Here is a 17,964-nt window from a genome sequence, read left to right as displayed (position 1 = left end):
ATGGCCCGCCACGAAATTCCTGATGCCCAGTTCCTCGGCCACCTGCGCGATGCCGGATTTGACGCTGCCCACGTCGGTCACCAGCGCTGCCGGATTCAGAAAGGGGGCCAGCTCACGCGCCAATGGTGCCTGCGCCCGCATCGGGGCGGCCAGCACTACCAGATCGGCCCCACGCAGCCATTCGCCGGGAGAAGTGCGGATTTCGTCTACCACCCCCAGCGCCTCGGCCTCCCGCAAAACCTCGATGCTTGCGTCGTAGCCGATGACGCGCCGGGCTAAGGAGCGCTGCCGCAACCCCAGCGCCAGGCTGCCCCCAATCAGCCCCACTCCGGCCACCACAGCGGTGTCGAAGAGGGGTACAGGGGGGGCGGGCAAAGCAGCAGCGGTCATGATGCCGAGGCTAGCACGCGGTATTTGGGCCACTGACGCAGCTTGTGCAGCCGAGTTTGGCTGTGTTTACTCAGATTTCGCTCAATTCAGCCCGCAGTCGGGAAGGCACCAGCTGCGCCTCCGTACCGCGAAATCCGCATCTTTTCGTAGCCCAGATTACTCGTAGCCCAGTTCACGCAGGGCTTCTTCGTCTTCACGCCAGCCGGGAATAACAATGACTTCCAGACCCAGGTAGACCTTGTGGTTCAGGAACACTTCGAGCTGCTTGCGGGCCGCCTGCCCGATCTCACGCAGCTGTTTACCGCCCGCGCCGATAACCATGCCCTTGTGGGCATTCTTCTCGACCACAATTTCACCTTCGATGCGCTGTAGGCCGTCCTCACGCTCGGTCCAGCTGTTCACGCGGGTCGCCACCGCGTAAGGCAGCTCGTCGCGCAGCTTCTTCATGGCCTCCTCGCGGATAATCTCGGCAGCCCACATCTCGCGGCTCTGGTCGCTGGCGCTGCCCAGCGGGAAAAAGAAGGGGTTCTCGGGCAGCACTTCCAGCAGCTGCTCGCGCAGGGTCGCCACAGCGTTCACGTTATTTTGCGCCGAGAGCATCGTCTGACTGAATTCCTGGGCACGGCCTTCGAGCAGCGCCGCGTAAAGCCGCATGGCCTCGTCGGGGTACTTGGCGGCGTCAGTCTTGTTGCCGACCAGAAACAGCGGCTTGGGCAGGTCACGAATCTGGTGGGCCACCAGTTTGTCCTCGTCGGTGGGCGGGTGGCGCAGGTCCACGACCCAGACCACGGCGTCCACATCGGCCAGAGCGTTGTGGACTTCATTGTTCATATACTTGCCCAGCGCGTCCTTGGGCTTGTGGATACCCGGCGTGTCGATAAACACGATCTGGCGGTCACCGCTGGTCGAAATACCGCGAACGCCCCGGCGGGTGGTCTGGGGCCGGTGGCTGGTCGGCGCGACCTTGGTGCCCAGAAAACTGTTGAGCAGCGTGCTTTTGCCGACGTTTGGCTTGCCTACGATGGCAACGAAGCCGGAGTACGTTTGTGCTTGGTCAGGTGCAGTCATCGCGGCTATTCTCTCACGCGCTGGGTGCCCCGTTGCCAGCGGTAAAGAAAATTGGTGGAACATCCAGTTCAGAATAGAGCCATATCCTCTGAATCTGCCGTCTCATGGCGCTGGCTTGAAAATGAAGTCGGGTTGGATGGTCCCGGCGACCTGCACCGTGCCCTGCTGCGGTACGCGGGGATTGCGGGGGCCGACACCCTGACGGGCGCAGCAACGCGCCGAAGCCGAACTCAACCGCCTGGCGCAGGCCGGAGCACTTCAAAAAGTCGGCCCGGACTGGCTGCTGCCCGCCGACTGTGTAAAGCAGATTTTGGTGTTACGTGCCGATCTGGAGAAGGCTGGCCCAGCGCAAGCGGCTCTGGCAGAGACGCCAGAGGCATAGCAAAAATCCCCACCACTTGGATGGGGACTTTCTCTTTGGTTGCAGGGACAGGATTTGAACCTGCGACCTCCGGGTTATGAGCCCGACGAGCTACCAGACTGCTCTACCCTGCGTTACCGTATGTTCTTTTGCGACTGGTCGGCGTGGCCTTCTCTCGCGCTCAAAAATAGTAGCTCGGGACAGGCATTCTGTCAACACCTGTAGGGGGCTATCACGCTGGAACGTACTGGAAGCCGCGCAGCAAGGTATCGTGAGGGCATGACCGACTTTACACGCGTTCAGGTGCCCCTCAATCCTTCTACATCCACTCCTCGGCACCAGGCGGCGGCTCCGGGGAGGGTGCGGCTAGCTGTCGTGACGATCAGCGACACGCGCACCTCCGAAAGCGACAGTAGCGGCAACTACCTGAAGTCGGAAGTTCTGGCCAGCGGCCATGAGCTGGTCGAGCACGTCATCGTCCAGGACGACGCCATCGAGATTCGCGCCCTGCTGACACGGCTGCTGCGCGAAGCCGACATCATTTTGACCAGTGGGGGCACCGGCCTAACCGGGCGCGACGTGACTATTCCGGTGGTCGAGTCGCTGTTCGTCAAGCCCCTGCCGGGGTTCGGCGAAGTGTTCCGGATGCTGTCGTATGCCCAGGTGCGCGGCGCGGCCATGCTGTCGCGGGCCACCGGGGGGCTGACTCGCGGGGCACTGATCTTTGCCATGCCAGGCAGCCTGAACGCCGTGCAGACCGCGTGGGAAGGCATTTTGAAGGACGAGGTGGGCCACCTGGTCTTCGAGGTAGCAAGGCACGGCCAGCCGAAGACCGGCCAGATTGGGGTCGCGCCGCTTACGCCGTCTCCTGGTCTGGTCGGGGCAGAGGCTGAGAACGGCGCAGCGACGCCGCACGGGGACGAGGCCAGTGCGGCAGCGGCGCGTCTTACGCCCAATCATGTGAATCAGGGAGCGGCGGCTGGTATCGGGCGGCACGCGGCGTCTGCAACTGATGCGGCGGCTTCTTTGCCTGATAGTCCGTTCGGAAGGCGTTAATTTTGGACCTGCTGCTTCCCTTTGCCCATACGCAGGCCACCGGACTGTTCGTTTTGACCACGCTGCTGCCCGCAGCCTACTGGCTGCTGCGGGTATTCCGGGAAGCGGAGCAGCGGCACGTTCCCGCCGTCGCGTGGTGGGCCGCGCCGGGGTGGGTCACGCTGCTGTTTGCCGGAATCCTGGCCCAGCCGACCTTTTTTGCGCTGGGTGCAGCGGCCCTGCTGCTGGCCGAGTTCTGGCCCGCCGCCTACAAGCCTGCGGCGCTGCGTCCCCCGGCGCTCTGGGCGGCGTTCGGGACTGTGCTGGGGCTGGCGCTGCTGCTGGTGACCCTCTTGCAGTGGTTGGCCACACCGGAACCGGTCGCGCTGGCGGCGGGGCTGGCGGCCTCTCTAGCGGGGCTGGCGGGCCTGCTGTCCAGTCTGGGCTGGCGGCCTGAGGCGGCGCGGCCCCAGCAGGCGCAGCACTGGGCCAGACTTGCCCGCGTTAGCGTACCCGAGCGGCCCGATCTGAGCCTAACCCTGACTAACAACGGCGCACAGCTCCGGGCAGAGCTTCAGAACGTGTCTCAGCACACCCTGCAACTGGCGGGCTGGTCCCCGGTGCGGATCAACCCGGTCAATGCGTGGCTCCCCTTTAAAAACAGCGCGGGGCAGCGCGTCAATACGCTGCGGATGGGTGAAAGCACCTTTTTGCCACTGGACGAATATGACCGTGGCCTGCGGGTCTGGTATGTGTGGGCCGATCACCAGGACCAGCCGCTGCTGTTCCGGGCCGACTGGCAGCCCCCGCAGCGTGACCGGGTTCTAAACTGAGCGCTTAAACTGAGGGCGGGCCGAGCCATAGGCCACAAGTGTCGATTCTCAGAAAAAATAAGCGGAGGCACGCTAGATTTGCCCCTGCACTGCGTTGCTATCTGTTTCGCTTCTATCTGTTTCCAGAGGCTCGCCCAGCCTTTTCACTCTATTTGTTTTGCAGGAGTCGCCATGAAAAAAGTCCTCTTGACCGCCGCGCTGCTGGGCCTTTCGACCGCCAGCGCACAGAAGACCCAGCTCGAATTCTGGACCATCAGTCTCGCGCCCCTGTTCAACGACGAGATGAACCGTCTGGTGACCGAGTTCGAGAAGGAAAACCCGAACATAGACCTCAAGTGGGTAGATGTGCCTGCCAACGCCATCGAGCAAAAGCTGCTGGCCTCGGTGGCCTCGGGCCGCCCGCCCGCCGCCGTGAACCTCAGCAGCGACATGGTCGTCAAGCTCAACGAGCAGGGCGCCCTAGAACCGCTGCCCCTGACCGACGCGCAGAAAAAGCTGTACTTCCCGAACACGCTGGCGACCTTCACCGACGGCGGCAAAGTGCTGGCGCTGCCCTGGTACTGGTCGCCCAAAGTGGTGGCCTACAACACCGACATCTTCAAGAAGGCGGGCCTGGATCCGGCCAAGCCGCCGCGCACTATCCAGACCCTGATGGCCGCCGCCAAGCAGATCAAGGACAAGACCGGCCTGTACGGTTTCGTGCCCAACATCGACGGCATCAGCTTTCTGCACCTGTTTCAGGAAGCCGGGCTGCCAGTCATCAAGGGGGGGCAGGCGGTGTTTAATAGCCCCGAACACATCAGGCTGGTGCAGCAGTACGTGGATCTGTACAAAAAGGGGTATATCCCCGAAGACACCATGCGCCGGGGCTATACGGGCGCGACCGAACTGTACTCGTCGGGCAAGCTGGGCATGTTGATGACCGGGCCGCAGTTTTTGCTGCGCGTGCAAAACGACAACCCGGCGGTCTACAACCTGACCAAAGTCACGCCGTACCCGATCAATGTGGCAGGCAACGTCATTCACACCGGACTGATGGGCTTTGCCGTGCCCAAAGGCGTACGCGACAAGGCGGCGGCCAACAAGCTGGCCCTGTTCCTGACCAACGACGCCAATCAGCTGGCGTTCAGTAAGGTCACCAAAACCACCTTTCCCACCACCGTCAGGGCCAGCAGCGACCCGTTTTTCCGTCAGGGCGGGACCGACGCGGTGGCGCAGGGCCGCGCCGTTGCCTCTGGAGAGTTGAAAAAAGCCAAGGATCTGGTGCTGGTCTACCCAGACGCAGGCAAACTGAACAAGGTCTTCAAGGACAACATCGAGTCGGCAATGTCCGGGCAAAAGACCGTCAAGGCCGCGCTGGACGACACCGTCAAAGCCTGGAACGCCAGCCTGTAAGACGCACGGGGCTGGGTTGTCAAGAAAATAGACGGCAGTGGGTGTCATACGGATTCCGCTAAATTCCGCCACAGTCGCAAAATCGCCGTCTGTGGCTCCATACCGCGAAACCCGTATGCTGTTCCTACTCACATACGCTCGGATTGATTCAGAACTGCACCGAATCAATCGGAATCCGTATAAAGCTTACTTTGTGCAGGGCCGGGGGCACTGGCTTCCGGTCTTTTTGTGTGCTTGCGCCGCAGCGCTCATCTCCTGGTCAGCCGGGTGGGCCAGGATAAGGGGCAATGAGACGCCTGCCGTATCCCCTCGTGGCCGCCCTGATGCTTGGTTCGGCCAGCGCCGCGCCGGTTCAGTTCGTGCCTGTAGCCCAGGCCCGCGCCCAGTTGCCGTTTTCGGCCCCAGTGCCGCAGCCGAAAGCGGCGCAGTATCCGGCGGGAACATTGCCGCTCGCGGGCCTGAGCCTCTCATACGGACTCGGGTTGAGCGGTTCTGCAAATCTTTCAAGCCCAGCGGAGCAAGCAGGCGAGAAACGGGTTCCAGGCGCGGAGTTAGCCACCCAGCGCAGTGGCGAATTGTCAACGAAACAGACGGAGGCCGTATCGGTGAGCAGCCCAGCACTCGAACTGAACTGGGCGGTGCGCGACCTGAAAGCCGAGTGGAAGACGCGGCTGGGCCTGGAATTGCCGGTGGCGGCGGGCGGCATAGCGGGCAAAATCGTGATCGGCACCGTCGCTGACCCGGCGCTGGCCGCCCGGATCAAGGCGGCTGGCCTAAGTGCCTCGGGGCCGGAAGGCTACGCGCTGCTGGTGGACGCTTCCGGGGCCTATGTGGTCGGGGCCGACGCACGCGGCGCCTACGAGGGAGCGCAGACACTGCGGCAACTGCTGACGCCCGCCGGGCTGCGCTTTGCCCGCATCAGCGACGCCCCGGCCCTGGAACAGCGCGTCGCCATGATTTACCTTGACCAGTACAGCCAAGGGGTCAACGACAAACTGATCCCCCTGCTCGCCGAATTAAAGTACAACGCCGTTCTCATTATGAGCGACTATGTGCAGTGGGACGCGGCCAAAGCGGGCGGCTGGGCGCACCCCGGCGGCGCGACCAAAGCCGAGGCGCGGCGCGTGGCGAATTTGGTTCGCAGCTACGGCCTAGAACCCATCCCGCTCATCGAAACGCCCGGTCACGCGACCTGGATGTTTTACGGCGGGAAGAACCTTGACCTGCGCCAGGACCCTGACAGCCAGAATCCTTACGCCTACGACACGCTGAACCCTGAAACGTACAGCCGGGTTGTCTTTCCGGTGCTCAAGGAAGCCGCTGAGACGTTCGGGGCCACAACCATTCACATCGGCCACGACGAGGTGCGTAACCGTGACCGCTTTCCGGCACAGGCGAACGGCAAGGCGCTGGGCTACGCAAAGCTTATTACCGACGACATCGTCAAGATTCACGATTACCTGAAGACCCTGAACGTAAGCACCATGATCTGGCACGACGCGGCTTTTGCCGACGCGGTGGCCGGCACCGTGCCCACCGCGCTGCCCAAGGACATTACGGTGGCCTACTGGAACTACGACCCGGGCACCGATTTCCCGATGCTGGGCCAGATCAAGGCCGCCGGATTCCCCACCCTGGGCGCGAGCTGGGCCGACGTAGGCAGCGCCGAGGGGCAGGCGCAGGCCGCGGCCAGAGCCGGAATCAACGGCATGATCCAGACGCGCTGGACGGGCTATTTCGGCAATCCGAGCATCTGGGACGGGGCCGCTGAGCAGGGCGTGGCGTATGTGCGGGCGGCCAATGCTTTCTGGAATCCGGCTGCCGCGCCGCTAAGGAATGCCGACTTGCTCTACCGCGACCTGTACCAGCCGTTGCCGTATGCGTCAGCCTCCGGCGTAAGCGCCGATCTGACTCCGCTGGTTACCCGCAGCCTCACCGACGACCGCAACCAGGGCTGGATTCTTAAGGGGCCGGACATCGACCTGCGGAACCTCAAAACGGGGGTGCAGCGTTTTGGGGCCTACACCTTTAACGTGTCTGGCGCGGTCATGCTGCGCGGCAGCCGGGACGCGGCCAAAGCCCTGCCGACGCAGGCGACCATCGAGATCGGGCGAAAGGCCGACGCCATCGCCTTTTTGCATACGACCGGCTGGCCCAGCGCAACCAACCGCGAAAACATCGGTCATTACGACATGGCCTACACCGACGGCACGCACGTTACGCAGCCTCTTGAATATGGGCGTCATATCCGCGCCTGGACCGACACAGTCACTTCAAGCATGGTCGCCGCGCCGGGCTGGACAGGGCAGACGCGTGACGGGCTGGACGTGAATGTGCCCATTCTGGAATGGGTGAATCCAAAGCCGGGGGTGGCGATTAAGAGTGTGACCTTGGTAAGCGAGGGGAAGAATGCGAATCCGGCATTGATTGGGCTAACGCTGATCGGGGGGAAATGAGGGTGGTTTAGGAGCAGCCTTCATAAGGTTTGGGCATGGGGTTTGGGCATAACGTCTAGAGCGGAACACCCGTGACCTTAGTCATGCGAGGAAGGCCCCATTATGAGTGCCGCTTTGCCTAAGGGGAGCACCGCCCGCAGCTTTGCCAGTTGCTTGCCGCACGCTCGCCCGCGCACAGTTGCCCACGCACTCCACTTCCGGCCAGAGCCGCGCACCGGGGCAAGTCGGCGTGTTCCAGAGCCAAATGCTCTAGGCTGCCCGCGTGAGCAAGCCCGTTAAAACCCCTTCCAAGACCGCCCCCAGAAAATACACCTCCAAATTGCCCTCGGTGATCCTCAAGACTTCTGCCGTGCGCCGGATCGCCGGGCGCTATCCATTCGGGCACAGCGGGGATATTGAGGACGCGGCCCCCGGCCTGGCCCCCGGTGAGGTCGTAGACGTGCGAGACGAGGGCGGGCGGCTGGTTGGGCGCGGGTACTTCAACGAGCAGGGCGCGACCCCGCTGCGGATGCTGAACTGGGACGGCGGCGAAATCGACCAGAAATTCTACCGTCAGCGTATCCGGGCGGCGCTGGAACGGCGCAGGGGCCGCATGACCGGCACCAACGCCATACGGGTGCTGCACGCCGAGGCTGACGGGCTGCCGGGCGTGGTAGCCGATCAGTTCGGCGACGTGCTGAGTGTGCAGTTTCGCAACGCGGGCGTCGAGCGGCACCGTGAAATGATTCTGAAGGCGCTGCGGGAAGAAACAGGAGCCACCTGCGCGTTCGAGCGCAGCGACACAGGCGAGCGGCGCAAGGAAGGTCTTGAACTGGTGTCGGGCGTCCTATGGGGCACTCTTCCGGAGCGCGTGGAGTTTTTCGAAGACGATCTGAACCTCCACTTTGCCCCGATGGACGCTCAGAAGACTGGCTTTTTCCTTGACCAGCGCGACAACCGGCGCCTGATGCGCTCGCTGGTGCAGCCCGGCGAGGCTTTCCTGGACGTGTACAGCTACACGGGGGGCTTCTCGCTGCACGCGGCCAAAGCTGGGGCACAGAGCACCGCCATCGACAAGGACCAGGTTGCGCTGAGCGTGCTGGAGCAGGAGGCGGCGGCCAACGGCGTGCGAGTCAGCCTGCGCTGGGGCGACGCGCTAGAGCAGCTCGCGGCGCTGGAAAAAGACCGGCGGCAGTTCGGGGCTATCGTGCTCGACCCCCCGACCCTCGCCAAGCGTAAAGACGATATTCCGCGTGCCAAGCGTATTTTCACCGACGGGGCCGAGTCTGCCCTGCGGATGCTGACGCCCGGCGGCCACCTGCTTATTTCGACTTGTGCCCACTACATCCGCGTGGATGACCTGCTCGACGCGGCGCGGGTCGCGGCTGGCGCGGCGGAAGCGGCCGCAGAAGTCATTGCCGTGACTTACCAGCCCGCCGATCACCCGCACCTGCTGAGCGTGCCGGAAAGCCTGTACCTCAAGAGCATCTTGCTACGCAAGGAGTAATGGCGCAGGTGCTGAGGTTGGCTTTATCCGGCACGGCAGGGCCACAAGCGGTCAAGCTGTTTTTCCGAACGAAGCATTCCCAGGTTCACCTAGGCGGCTGCTGGGCACAGTTGCGGTCACCTGGGAAAATAACCCAGATGACGTACACGTCCCCGAGCCACCCCCTTTAGCGTGTCCCTTTGGTCGGGGTTCCAACAGCTCCCTATACGAGCTTTTTTGGGAAACTTTAGCTGGCGCGGCGGGACGACAAGACGCGCATAACCACCGGAATGACGCTCAGGAGCATCACGACAGCCACGATCAACAGAATGTAATGGTCCAGATTAGGAATCTTCTGCCCCACGTAATAAGCCAGTGCGGGCAGCCCAGCCCCCCAAAGAACCGCGCCAATGACGCTGTAAAGCGCGTACAGCGAGAAGTTCATATTGCTGACACCCGCCAGCGTTGGAACCACGGCCCGCACGAACGGAATGAAACGGGCCAACATGACCGACTTGGGGCCTTCCTTGGCAAAGAATTCTTCGGCCTGAAGGCGGTACTCGGGCTTGAACAGTCTTGAATTCTGGCGGCTGAAAATCGCCGGGCCAAAGCGCTTGCCCAGAAAGTACCCCACGAGGCTGCCCAGAATGGCCCCGGCGACCACCGCGCCGATCACACCCGGCAGGCTGAGATGGTACTTGTTGGTCTGGCTGGCTGCGGCCATGCCCGCCACGATCAACAGGCTGTCGCCGGGCAGCGCGGCCCCGACCAGCAGCCCTGTTTCCGCAAAAACAACGAGGAAAATGCCCAGATACGAGGCGCCGAGAATAGCCTGAGTCAACTGCTCCATTACTTCAGCTTAGCGGTTCCGGGGCTGGGCGCGTCCACCAGAAGTTGCAGAGGCTCAAAGGGGTAACATAGAGGTGTTCCCAGCGTTATAGAAATCCAAACTAGCTCTTACTTTGCGTGTGGCCTCTCAGTTAACGCGCAGCCTCTACTGTTGGGCACGGGTGGCGGTCTGGTTCCCGGCGGCGTCGACCACCAGAACATCGGCATAAACGCCGGTGGTCTCGGCATAGAACTCGACCCGTTTGCCGGGATTGATGTTCAGGCGATTGCCATCAACGATGACCTGCGCGACAGAAACATTGTCGGTCGCCAGCCCGGAAATCCGAATGGTCTTTCCGGCACGTTGAAAGTTCTTGATGCTGATCTGCGGCTTGACCGAGTCCACGCTGAGGCTCAGGGTCTGTTTGCTGTCGTGCCCAGCCGCGTCGAAGGCGTGGATGACGTACTCGCCCGCGCTGCCCGCAATCTGGGCCTGAAATTGGAAATTGGCGATTTTACGGCTGCCCGGCTGAAGCGCAATGGTCTTGCCGTCCACGGTAATTCTGGTGACTCCCACGTCGTCGAGAGCATAGCCCTTAACCAGGGGATGCCGGGTCTGACTGACTCCGCCGTCGCTGGGGCTGCTGATGACGATTCGGGGCGCAAAAGTATCTTTGGTGCGTGAACAGCCGCTTAACAAACCGGCAAGCAGCAGGGCACAGAGTGGGGCGGCGGGGCGCATATCTGGGGAGTATACCGACCTGCCCTGGGCCTGGGCTGTGGCGGGCGGTCTACCTTGGATCCCCTCTAGGCCTGGCCTGCCCACCATTTGGCCCGGCTGTACGTGGCCTGGCGGTGCATGGCCTAACGGTGCGCGGCCTGGCTGGGCACGGCGCACCCGCAACTGACGCGGCGCGACTAGAATGTTGGGCGTGAGTAGTGTTCCGGCCACCATCTCCCCTTCTGCCCCCCTGCTTCCAGACGGCACGCGTGACGTGCTGCCCGACGAGTGGAGCCAGCGCGAGTATGTGCGCTGGTCGCTCTCGGAGCTGTTCCGTGCCTGGGGGTACCAGGGCGTCGAGCTGCCTGCCCTCGAGTACGCCAGCGCGGCGCACCCGCTAGACAGCCGCGCCTTCAAACTGATCGATACAGGCGGACAGGTGCTGGCCCTGCGAAGCGAATTTACGACCGCGCTGGGGCGACTGGTCGCCACACGCTACCCAGCTGGCCCCTTTCCGCTGCGGCTGCAATACGGCGGGCAGCTGTGGCTGCGGGCGCAGACCAGTGAACTGGGTCGCCTGCGCGAATTTACCCAGGTCGGGGCCGAACTGATCGGCGTGGCGACGGTTCAGAGCGACATCGAACTGCTGGCACTGGCCCGCGCCGCTCTGGACAGGGTGGGCGTGAAGGCCGATCTGGAAGTCGGATTTCCGGGATTCGTGGACGCGGTGCTCGAAGACGCCGGGCTGTCGGGAGCCGCCCGCGACGCCCTGCACGACGCCATCGACCGCAAGAGCGGCGCAGACATCGACCTGGCCGCCACCACCTATGGCCTGAGCAGCGAGGTTACGGGCGTTCTTCACCGTCTGACCGACCTGTACGGCGGGAACGAGGTGCTGGACGAAGCCGGGCGCATGGCCCAGGGCACACGGGCCAGGGCTGCCGTGTCCCACCTGCGGGCGGTGGCGCAGGGCGGCGATCTGACGCTGCTGTTTGATCTGGGCGTCAGCCGCCGCTACGGGTATTACACTGGCATGACTTTCCGCGCCTATGTCGACGGCCTGAATCAGCCCGTGCTGGGGGGCGGACGCTACCAGCTGGCGAATGGGCTGCCCGGTGCGGGCTTCGCCATGGGCCTGGAGCGGCTAGTGCGTGCGCTACCGCCCGGCTTGCCCCCCCACCCCGAAACGGTGCTGGCGCTCGACCTCCCGGCCCTGCACGCGGCGCAACAGGCCGGACTGCGGGCCGAACTGGCCTGGACCGATAACCGGCTGGAACTGAAAACCTATAGCGCCCTGCGCGGCATCCGGCGCTGGGTACAGGGCCGCGAACTGACCGAGGTGCAGGCATGAGTTCGCAGCCTGAACGCTCGGCCAACCACCTGACTCTGGCGCTACCCAAAGGCCGCATTCTGGAAGACGCCATTTCTCTGCTGTCGCGGGCCGGGTTGCCCATTACCATGCCGGAAGCGTCGCGGGCGCTGCGCCACGAGTTTCCAGGCGTGACGGTGCTGGAACTGCGCAATCAGGATGTGCCAGTTTACGTGGACCTCGGCGTGGCCGACGCGGGCATTGTCGGCAAGGACGTGCTGATCGAATCGGGCCGGGCCGTCTACGAACCCGTTGACCTGCGCTTTGCCCCCTGTCACCTGTCGCTGATCCGCGAAGTCGGCGCGTCCGGGCCGATTCACCGGGTCGGCACCAAGTACCCGCACGTGGCGCGGCAGTACCTCGCCGAAAAGGGTATTCCTGCCGAGATCGTCAAACTTAACGGTAACATCGAACTCGCCACGTTGACCGGGCTGGCCGACGCCGTGATCGACCTCGTGCAGACCGGCGGCACGCTGCGGGCCAACAACCTTCAGGAAGTGGACGTGCTGTTCTATTCCTCTGCCCGCTTGATCGTGAACCGGGCGGCCCTGAAACTGCGGCGTGAGCGGCTGCGGCCCCTGATCGCCCGGCTACGGGAACTGGTTCGCGAGGAGTCGTAACCCCCGATCTGGTCAGGCCTCACCTCAGAGCAGTTGACCAAAAAAAGTTGCCTTGTGGCCCTCTTTACCGGGCGGCTTTGCAGGCCCCTCTGTGCTTCGCAGCTTGACAACCCCCGCAAGGCACAAGGGCCAACAGCGTCAAACATTCTCCCCAGGAGTTCGGAACCTTTTGTCTTTCTGCCAAGACAGTGCCCCTAAGCACGAGGTTTTTGGTTCCTCCACCCCTGCTGAGAACTGGTACAGTTCGCACCGCGAAAGGGTAGACGGACTGCCGCGCCATTGCGCCACAGTCGGGAAGGCCGCCGCCTGCGGCTCCACACCGCCCAGTCCGTCTATTGTTCCTCCTGGCGCCTGCCCGGAGTGATTCGGGCTTGAGCGGAATCAACCGGCCGTCCGTATTAGGGCTTGCAGAGCGCGAAACGACGGCGAGGGGGAGGTAACACACATGGCGTCCCAGAGGAATGAACGCTTGGTGGACAGCAAAACCCAGGGGCAGCTTTCCTGTCCAGTACTCCTCTCAAAATTGCACCCCGGCCAATCTAAAGGTTAACTCCGACCTCGCTATCACGAAGGGCAGATGCCGGAGGATACACTTGAGCCATGTTGCCTCCTCTCATCAAACAGGTGCTGGACAATTTTAATTTTGACGTCGATCCTCAGCGCAGCCGGGAAGAAAATGCTGAAGAGGTCATCAAAAGTGCGGCTGTCCTGACTGGTGCCGTTGCCGTCGAACCGATTCCTTTTGCCGACATTCTAGTCATCACACCCATTCAGGTCAAAATGGTTCTGCACATCGGAAAAATCTACGGTTTCGACTTCTCCATGGAACGCGCAACCGAAATCGCGAGAGAACTGGGGGCGACCGTGGCTTACGGTATCGCGGCGCGGCAGGTTATGCGCGGCATCGCCAAAATGGCCCTTCCTGTCATTGGCGGCCTGATTACGGCCCCAGCCGTGTACGGTTGGACCTTTGCGCTGGGCCGCCTGGCACAGAATTACTTCGAGCGCAAACGTGATGGCCTGCCGTTCGATAAGGCAGACAAGAGCCGGGTGATTCAGGAGGCCAAGACCCAGGCCCACCGGGTACTTCCAAGTGCTCAGGATTTTACCGACCTGGCCAGCGAGCTACGCCGCCGCGCCGAGGAGAAAGCCAAGAACGCGGGCGATTCCAACACCCAGAACTGAATTCCAGAGCCGCAAACACCGCCGGGACCCTACTTCGGCGGTGTTTTGTTGCTGCCAGCAAACCTGAATAGACTTCTTGCAAAACTTTCTACCCGATCACAGTGAGCAGCAGAGCGACAGGTTCCGGGCGTGAAGCTGGCAAACCAGCGTCCTGACAGGTGGTCAACGAAACAGACGGCAAGCCGTATTAAGTGGCTGGTACGGACAGGGCGTCCATCACGGCGCGGGTAAAGGTCGCCGTGTCGGCCTGACCGCCCAGATCCCGGGTCGGGTGCGACCTCAGCGCCAGCGAAACAGCGTGGTCTACCCGGTCAGCAGCGTCGTTCCGGTGCAGGCTATGGCGCAGCAGCATCCCTACGCTCATGATCGCGGCTGCGGGGTTGGCGATTGCCTTTCCGGCAATGTCAGGGGCGCTGCCGTGAATCGGCTCGTACAGGCCCGGTCCGTCGCCCAGCGAGGCACTGGGCATCAGCCCCAGGCTGCCCGGAATCACGGCGGCAAGGTCACTGAGAATGTCCCCGAACAGGTTCTCGGTCACGATCACGTCATAGCGGCTGGGGTTCGACACGATCAGCATGGCTACGCTGTCGACGTATTCATGGTTCAGCTGCACGCCGGGGTACTGGCGGTCATGCAGCGCCTGCACGTCGCGCCGCCACAGTTCGGAGACTTCCAGCACGTTGGCCTTGTCTACACTGGTCAGGCGGCCCCCGCGCTGCTGCGCCGACTCGAAGGCGACCCGGGCCACGCGCTCGACCTCGGGGGTGGTGTACCGCATGGTGTTGTAGGCGCTGCTCCCCTCGATCTTGCGGTCCTGATCGAAGTAGACGCCGCCCAGCAGCTCGCGCACGATCAGGATATCCACGCCACGGGCCAGTTCAGCCTTCAGCGGCGAGAGGTGCTCCAGCCCCGGCTGCACGCGCACCGGGCGCAGGTTGGCGTAGCAGCCCAGCGCCTGGCGCAGCGCCAGCAGGCCGGATTCCGGGCGCAGCTTGCGCTCCAGCTTGTTCCAGTCGCTGTCCTGTGCGCCGCCCACCGTACCCAGCAGCACGGCGTCGGCGTCTTTCAGCGCGGCGCGGGTCGAGTCGGGAAAAGGCTGGCCCTCGCGGTCGTAAGCGATACCGCCGATCAGGTGCTCTTCGGTGGTCACGTCGGGGGCGACTTCGCGCAGAACCTGCACGGCGGCAGCGGTCACTTCGGGGCCGATCCCGTCGCCGGGCAGAGTGATGATTTTAGGCATGGGTTATCTCCTGAGAACAAAAGAGGTCGAAAATGAGCTGGAACAGCAGCTGTTCAGACCTGCAAATTGGGCGGCGTCAATCTGAGCGGCGTCGCCCAGCCTATAAAGCGCCGCTGACATCTGAAATTCCCGGATCAGCCGAGCAGGTGGCAGCGTACTGCCCGCCATTCGACCGAGAAAGTTTGAGACCAGGTAACTGAGCTACCACCGCAGACGGCCCGGAACTTTGCCGGGATTCTCGGCCGTGGGATACCCCAGTCGAATGAAATTGACCAGACTCCGGTGCCACCACAGTAAGAAAGTGACCCCCGCCAGCACCAGCGCCAGCCCCTGCACGGGACCGAGCCAGCGCTGCACCGAGTGATACACACTGCCGTAAGCGCCTGGGGGCATACCAGTTTCAGCGGCGGTTGCGCGGCCCAGCACTGTGAAGCAGTAACCCTGAACCAGCAGGTGGGCACCCGCCAGAGCCACGTTCAACCAGATGAGCCGCTGTGCCCAGCGCAGGCGTTCCTGGTTGGGCAACAGCAGATTCACGAAGAGTGGCCGGGGTGTCCGTGTCCTGCCTGGGTGCTGTGGGCGTCGAGCTGCTCAGCTTCGACGGCGGCCTGGTCGTGCTCCTTCATGTATTCCAGCCAGCCGCCCGCCTTCTGCACGTCCAGCGCGAACTGCGGCACCGGCACGAAGGTCAGGCTCTGGCCGGTGCGGTTGTTGGTGATGGTGCCCGCCACGAGGTCCAAATTGGCGTCGTCGCCGTCTTGAAAGGCTTCCACGATGCCGTCACATTCCAGGGCCAGAAAGCCGTTGTTGATGCTGTTGCGGTAATAGATTCGGGCAAAGTTGGGGGCGATCACGGCACTGACGCCCGCGCCGCGCAGCGCCCAGACGGCGTGCTCCCGGCTAGAACCGCAGCCGAAATCCGCCCCGGCCACCACGAGGTCGCCGGGCTTGACGCGCTTGACAAAGTCCTTGTCGTAATCTTGCATTGCAAACTTGGCAAGTTCGGCCTCGTCGTAGGTGGTCAGGTGGCGAGCGGGGATGATTTCGTCGGTGTTGATGTGGTCGCGGGCAAAAACGTGAACTCGGGTCATGGCTCCTCCGGAGGCTTGTGGCCTGTAGTGTGTGGCGCGTAGAAAAATCGGGATAGGACAAAAACTAGGGCTTGGCCTTCTATTGATGACGCGGTTACGTCGGCTTAACATGACGAGCTTTCGCAACAGCGCCGAACCCTCTCCTTTCCCAGTAATACGTACTTCTGATGATTTCCGCTTCGCGCGGTTAATCTAAAAATTAATTTCGGTGTACTTAGAGCAGTTCTCCGAATGATGGGCACGTCGAAAAAACACCGCCGCCCCCTTCATTCTACGTCCTGCACTTTCTTGTTCACTCGTTCCACTCGGCAAAAAGATGGTCAAAAGAGCACCATCTTTTTGCAAAATGCTCTAGTTGGCGTCGTCCTTTAAGCCAAGAGAGGGCCTAGAACATTTAACACGGATTGCGCTCAATTCCGCCGCAGTGGGGAAGCGGGCAGGCCACTTTATGGATGCCGTTTTGGTCAAAAGGACACTGCCTGTACCGCCTTGCCGCGAAATTCGTATTTTCCTCGCCTCCGCTCGAATTGAATCCAAAACGGCCCGGTTCAATAGGCAGTCCGTATAAGTGCGCGCTGTTGACGACACCGACCTAGCGCACCAGCTGTAACCTCCACGGGCCACAAGCCACGCGCTACAAGGCTTATTCCGCTGGTTTGAACTGGGCAAGTGCCAGCAAAAGCTCCTGGGGCACCTCCTCGTCGTACAGGTCGCGCCAGTGTTCGCCGTCGAAAGTCACTTCAGATTCGATAAAGGTCTGGGCCAGCGGGTCGGGGTTACTGATCGCGTCCTTGGGCACGTCGAGGCGCACGGCGACAGGCACGGGAATGTCGGCTTCTGCCTCATCCTCGTCGGCGTTGAAAGTATCGAGCAGCATCTTGCGGGTCCAGGCGGCCCACTGCTCGGGGGTTCCAGCTCCGGTAGCGGCTTGCAGATCGGCCCGCACGCGCCCGGCGTCTTCGGCGTCAATCTCGCCGTCTTCCCACTCGACACTGCCGTCGGCCTTCACGGTCACCTGCACGGTTTCCATATTGAGGATATTGGCAAAGGCGCTCATCAAGTCGTCTTCCTGCGGCTCGGCCTCAGGGTCGTCGTAACTGAGCCAGGTTTCGCCGTCGATGGAATAGGTCGCGCCTACCAGCGGGTAGACCTCCACGTTGCGGCGAGTGGTAAACACGCTGCGAGTCGGGTTTTGCAGCGGTGCGGGTTGGCGCAACTCGAAGAAGGTGCGGCGCATGAGGGGCACTTCGCCCGAGTCGTCGGCCCGGTCACTCATCATCTCCTGGTGCAGCTCGACCCATTCTTCCGGAGTCGCGCCGTGCCACTCGCGGGCCACGTCTTCCAGGGCTTCGAGGGTGCCTTCGGGCGGGTCGGGTTCCACGTCTATGCGCCCTTCGGCGTACTGCTCCACCCGGAACTGCCCCAGCAGCTCGCCTTGCAGCTCGAAAGCCGGGTGGGTTACCAACAGGTCCATGAGGCGCTGCACGTCCCGGATGGCCGGGAAGGACTCCCACTTCTGGCCGTCGACCGAATGCTTTTGCTGCCGCAGGCGAATCACGCCGCCGTCAAAGGCAATCGCCACGCCTTCTACGTCGGTGAGGGTTTTGCCCATTACGATTTCGCCCGACACACGGCGTAGCGGCGGCACCGGGATGTCCGCAACCTGCTCGGCGGTGTGTAGCACGCCCGGAACGCGGCCCGAAAGCACCAGCGCCGTGCGGTATTCACTGGCCCAGGCGTCGCCCGTGAGCTGGGTCTTTTCGAGCGCCTCGGTCAGGGTGCGTTGCAGCGCCTTGTCGTCGGGGGCACGAACCAGCGTGACGTGGCCGTCGTCCGTCAGGTCGGCCTCGAAGGGATACACGGTGGGCATCAGGCCCAATTGTTTGCGTCGTTTAGCTTCACCCATG

The 17,964-nt window shown here is 62.8% G+C and carries 16 protein-coding genes and 1 tRNA gene; 8 read left to right on the top strand and 9 right to left on the bottom strand.

The annotated features are described in order from the left end of the window. The 3 genes from QZ269_RS04520 to QZ269_RS04510 all read right to left on the bottom strand — a co-directional run. Nucleotides 1–390 (bottom strand): prephenate dehydrogenase/arogenate dehydrogenase family protein (locus QZ269_RS04520; RefSeq protein ID WP_291424741.1); only part of this gene is annotated, 390 nt, incomplete at its 3' end. A 156-nt stretch (nt 391–546) separates the two neighbouring features. Beyond that, entirely contained in the window at nt 547–1,458 is a 912-nt protein-coding gene (gene era, locus QZ269_RS04515; protein ID WP_291424739.1) for a GTPase Era, read from the bottom strand. 418 nt (nt 1,459–1,876) lie between these two features. Further along, nucleotides 1,877–1,953: transfer RNA gene (locus QZ269_RS04510), tRNA-Met, on the bottom strand. 145 nt (nt 1,954–2,098) lie between these two features. Between QZ269_RS04510 and QZ269_RS04505 the strand changes: the two genes are divergently transcribed. The 5 genes from QZ269_RS04505 to QZ269_RS04485 all read left to right on the top strand — a co-directional run bounded on the left by QZ269_RS04505 (nt 2,099) and on the right by QZ269_RS04485 (nt 9,024). Further along, on the top strand, nt 2,099–2,875 hold the full coding sequence (locus QZ269_RS04505) for a molybdenum cofactor biosynthesis protein B (protein WP_291424737.1): 777 nt from the start codon (nt 2,099–2,101) through the stop codon (nt 2,873–2,875). A gap of 2 nt (nt 2,876–2,877) precedes the next feature. Then, the gene (locus tag QZ269_RS04500) at nt 2,878–3,687 is read left to right on the top strand and encodes a hypothetical protein (RefSeq protein WP_291424735.1); all 810 of its coding nucleotides are present in this window, start codon (nt 2,878–2,880) and stop codon (nt 3,685–3,687) included. A 171-nt stretch (nt 3,688–3,858) separates the two neighbouring features. Continuing rightward, nucleotides 3,859–5,082 (top strand): ABC transporter substrate-binding protein, encoded by a 1,224-nt coding sequence (locus QZ269_RS04495; RefSeq protein WP_291424733.1) that lies wholly within the window; start codon nt 3,859–3,861, stop codon nt 5,080–5,082. Nucleotides 5,083–5,369: 287 nt separating this feature from the next. After that, a complete protein-coding gene (locus QZ269_RS04490) occupies nt 5,370–7,538 on the top strand; it encodes a glycoside hydrolase family 20 zincin-like fold domain-containing protein (RefSeq protein WP_291424731.1) in 2,169 nt (722 codons plus the stop codon). Between the two features lie 328 nt (nt 7,539–7,866). Continuing rightward, a complete protein-coding gene (locus QZ269_RS04485) occupies nt 7,867–9,024 on the top strand; it encodes a class I SAM-dependent rRNA methyltransferase (protein ID WP_291424743.1) in 1,158 nt (385 codons plus the stop codon). A 226-nt stretch (nt 9,025–9,250) separates the two neighbouring features. Here the strand turns inward: QZ269_RS04485 and QZ269_RS04480 are convergent, their stop codons facing one another. Further along, complete coding sequence (locus QZ269_RS04480) at nt 9,251–9,853, bottom strand: DedA family protein (protein ID WP_291424729.1); 603 nt, start codon at nt 9,851–9,853, stop codon at nt 9,251–9,253. A 144-nt stretch (nt 9,854–9,997) separates the two neighbouring features. Then, nucleotides 9,998–10,573, bottom strand: a complete 576-nt coding sequence (locus tag QZ269_RS04475) for a hypothetical protein (RefSeq protein WP_291424728.1) — start codon at nt 10,571–10,573, stop codon at nt 9,998–10,000. 181 nt (nt 10,574–10,754) lie between these two features. Here QZ269_RS04475 and QZ269_RS04470 point away from each other — a divergent pair, with 181 nt between their 5' ends. The 3 genes from QZ269_RS04470 (at nt 10,755) to QZ269_RS04460 (ending at nt 13,726) form a co-directional block, all read left to right on the top strand. Then, on the top strand, nt 10,755–11,903 hold the full coding sequence (locus QZ269_RS04470) for an ATP phosphoribosyltransferase regulatory subunit (protein ID WP_291424726.1): 1,149 nt from the start codon (nt 10,755–10,757) through the stop codon (nt 11,901–11,903). Next, nucleotides 11,900–12,541: an ATP phosphoribosyltransferase gene (gene hisG / locus QZ269_RS04465; protein WP_291424724.1), complete on the top strand. Its 642-nt coding sequence runs from the start codon at nt 11,900–11,902 to the stop codon at nt 12,539–12,541. The genes QZ269_RS04470 and hisG overlap by 4 nt, the downstream gene beginning before the upstream one ends. Nucleotides 12,542–13,141: 600 nt before the next feature. Continuing rightward, the gene (locus QZ269_RS04460) at nt 13,142–13,726 is read left to right on the top strand and encodes a YcjF family protein (RefSeq protein WP_291424721.1); all 585 of its coding nucleotides are present in this window, start codon (nt 13,142–13,144) and stop codon (nt 13,724–13,726) included. A 187-nt stretch (nt 13,727–13,913) separates the two neighbouring features. Here QZ269_RS04460 and leuB read toward each other — a convergent pair whose 3' ends face one another. The 4 genes from leuB to QZ269_RS04440 all read right to left on the bottom strand — a co-directional run bounded on the left by leuB (nt 13,914) and on the right by QZ269_RS04440 (nt 17,963). Continuing rightward, a complete protein-coding gene (leuB, locus tag QZ269_RS04455) occupies nt 13,914–14,966 on the bottom strand; it encodes a 3-isopropylmalate dehydrogenase (RefSeq protein ID WP_291424719.1) in 1,053 nt (350 codons plus the stop codon). Nucleotides 14,967–15,167: 201 nt separating this feature from the next. Continuing rightward, nucleotides 15,168–15,503: a hypothetical protein gene (locus QZ269_RS04450; RefSeq protein ID WP_291424717.1), complete on the bottom strand. Its 336-nt coding sequence runs from the start codon at nt 15,501–15,503 to the stop codon at nt 15,168–15,170. Next, nucleotides 15,500–16,057, bottom strand: coding sequence for a 3-isopropylmalate dehydratase small subunit (locus tag QZ269_RS04445; RefSeq protein ID WP_291424715.1), 558 nt, complete (start codon nt 16,055–16,057; stop codon nt 15,500–15,502). Before QZ269_RS04445 ends, QZ269_RS04450 begins: the two co-directional genes overlap by 4 nt. 643 nt (nt 16,058–16,700) lie before the next feature. Then, on the bottom strand, nt 16,701–17,963 hold the full coding sequence (locus tag QZ269_RS04440) for a hypothetical protein (protein WP_291424713.1): 1,263 nt from the start codon (nt 17,961–17,963) through the stop codon (nt 16,701–16,703). Nucleotide 17,964: the final 1 nt, after the last annotated feature.

This window comes from Deinococcus sp., assembly GCF_018260405.1.
In the GTDB taxonomy this organism is placed as follows: Bacteria; Deinococcota; Deinococci; order Deinococcales; family Deinococcaceae; genus Deinococcus.
Note: the sequence above shows the minus strand (reverse complement) of the source record. Positions and strands in the feature narration are given on the sequence as shown.

Coding starts and splice junctions, on each gene's coding strand:
- QZ269_RS04475 (WP_291424728.1), bottom strand. CDS start 10,573: ATGCGCCCCGCCGCCCCACTCTGTGCCCTGCTGCTTGCCGGTTTGTTA.
- QZ269_RS04460 (WP_291424721.1), top strand. CDS start 13,142: ATGTTGCCTCCTCTCATCAAACAGGTGCTGGACAATTTTAATTTTGAC.
- QZ269_RS04445 (WP_291424715.1), bottom strand. CDS start 16,057: ATGACCCGAGTTCACGTTTTTGCCCGCGACCACATCAACACCGACGAA.
- QZ269_RS04505 (WP_291424737.1), top strand. CDS start 2,099: ATGACCGACTTTACACGCGTTCAGGTGCCCCTCAATCCTTCTACATCC.
- leuB (WP_291424719.1), bottom strand. CDS start 14,966: ATGCCTAAAATCATCACTCTGCCCGGCGACGGGATCGGCCCCGAAGTG.
- era (WP_291424739.1), bottom strand. CDS start 1,458: ATGACTGCACCTGACCAAGCACAAACGTACTCCGGCTTCGTTGCCATC.
- hisG (WP_291424724.1), top strand. CDS start 11,900: ATGAGTTCGCAGCCTGAACGCTCGGCCAACCACCTGACTCTGGCGCTA.
- QZ269_RS04490 (WP_291424731.1), top strand. CDS start 5,370: ATGAGACGCCTGCCGTATCCCCTCGTGGCCGCCCTGATGCTTGGTTCG.
- QZ269_RS04440 (WP_291424713.1), bottom strand. CDS start 17,963: ATGGGTGAAGCTAAACGACGCAAACAATTGGGCCTGATGCCCACCGTG.
- QZ269_RS04480 (WP_291424729.1), bottom strand. CDS start 9,853: ATGGAGCAGTTGACTCAGGCTATTCTCGGCGCCTCGTATCTGGGCATT.
- QZ269_RS04495 (WP_291424733.1), top strand. CDS start 3,859: ATGAAAAAAGTCCTCTTGACCGCCGCGCTGCTGGGCCTTTCGACCGCC.
- QZ269_RS04470 (WP_291424726.1), top strand. CDS start 10,755: ATGTTGGGCGTGAGTAGTGTTCCGGCCACCATCTCCCCTTCTGCCCCC.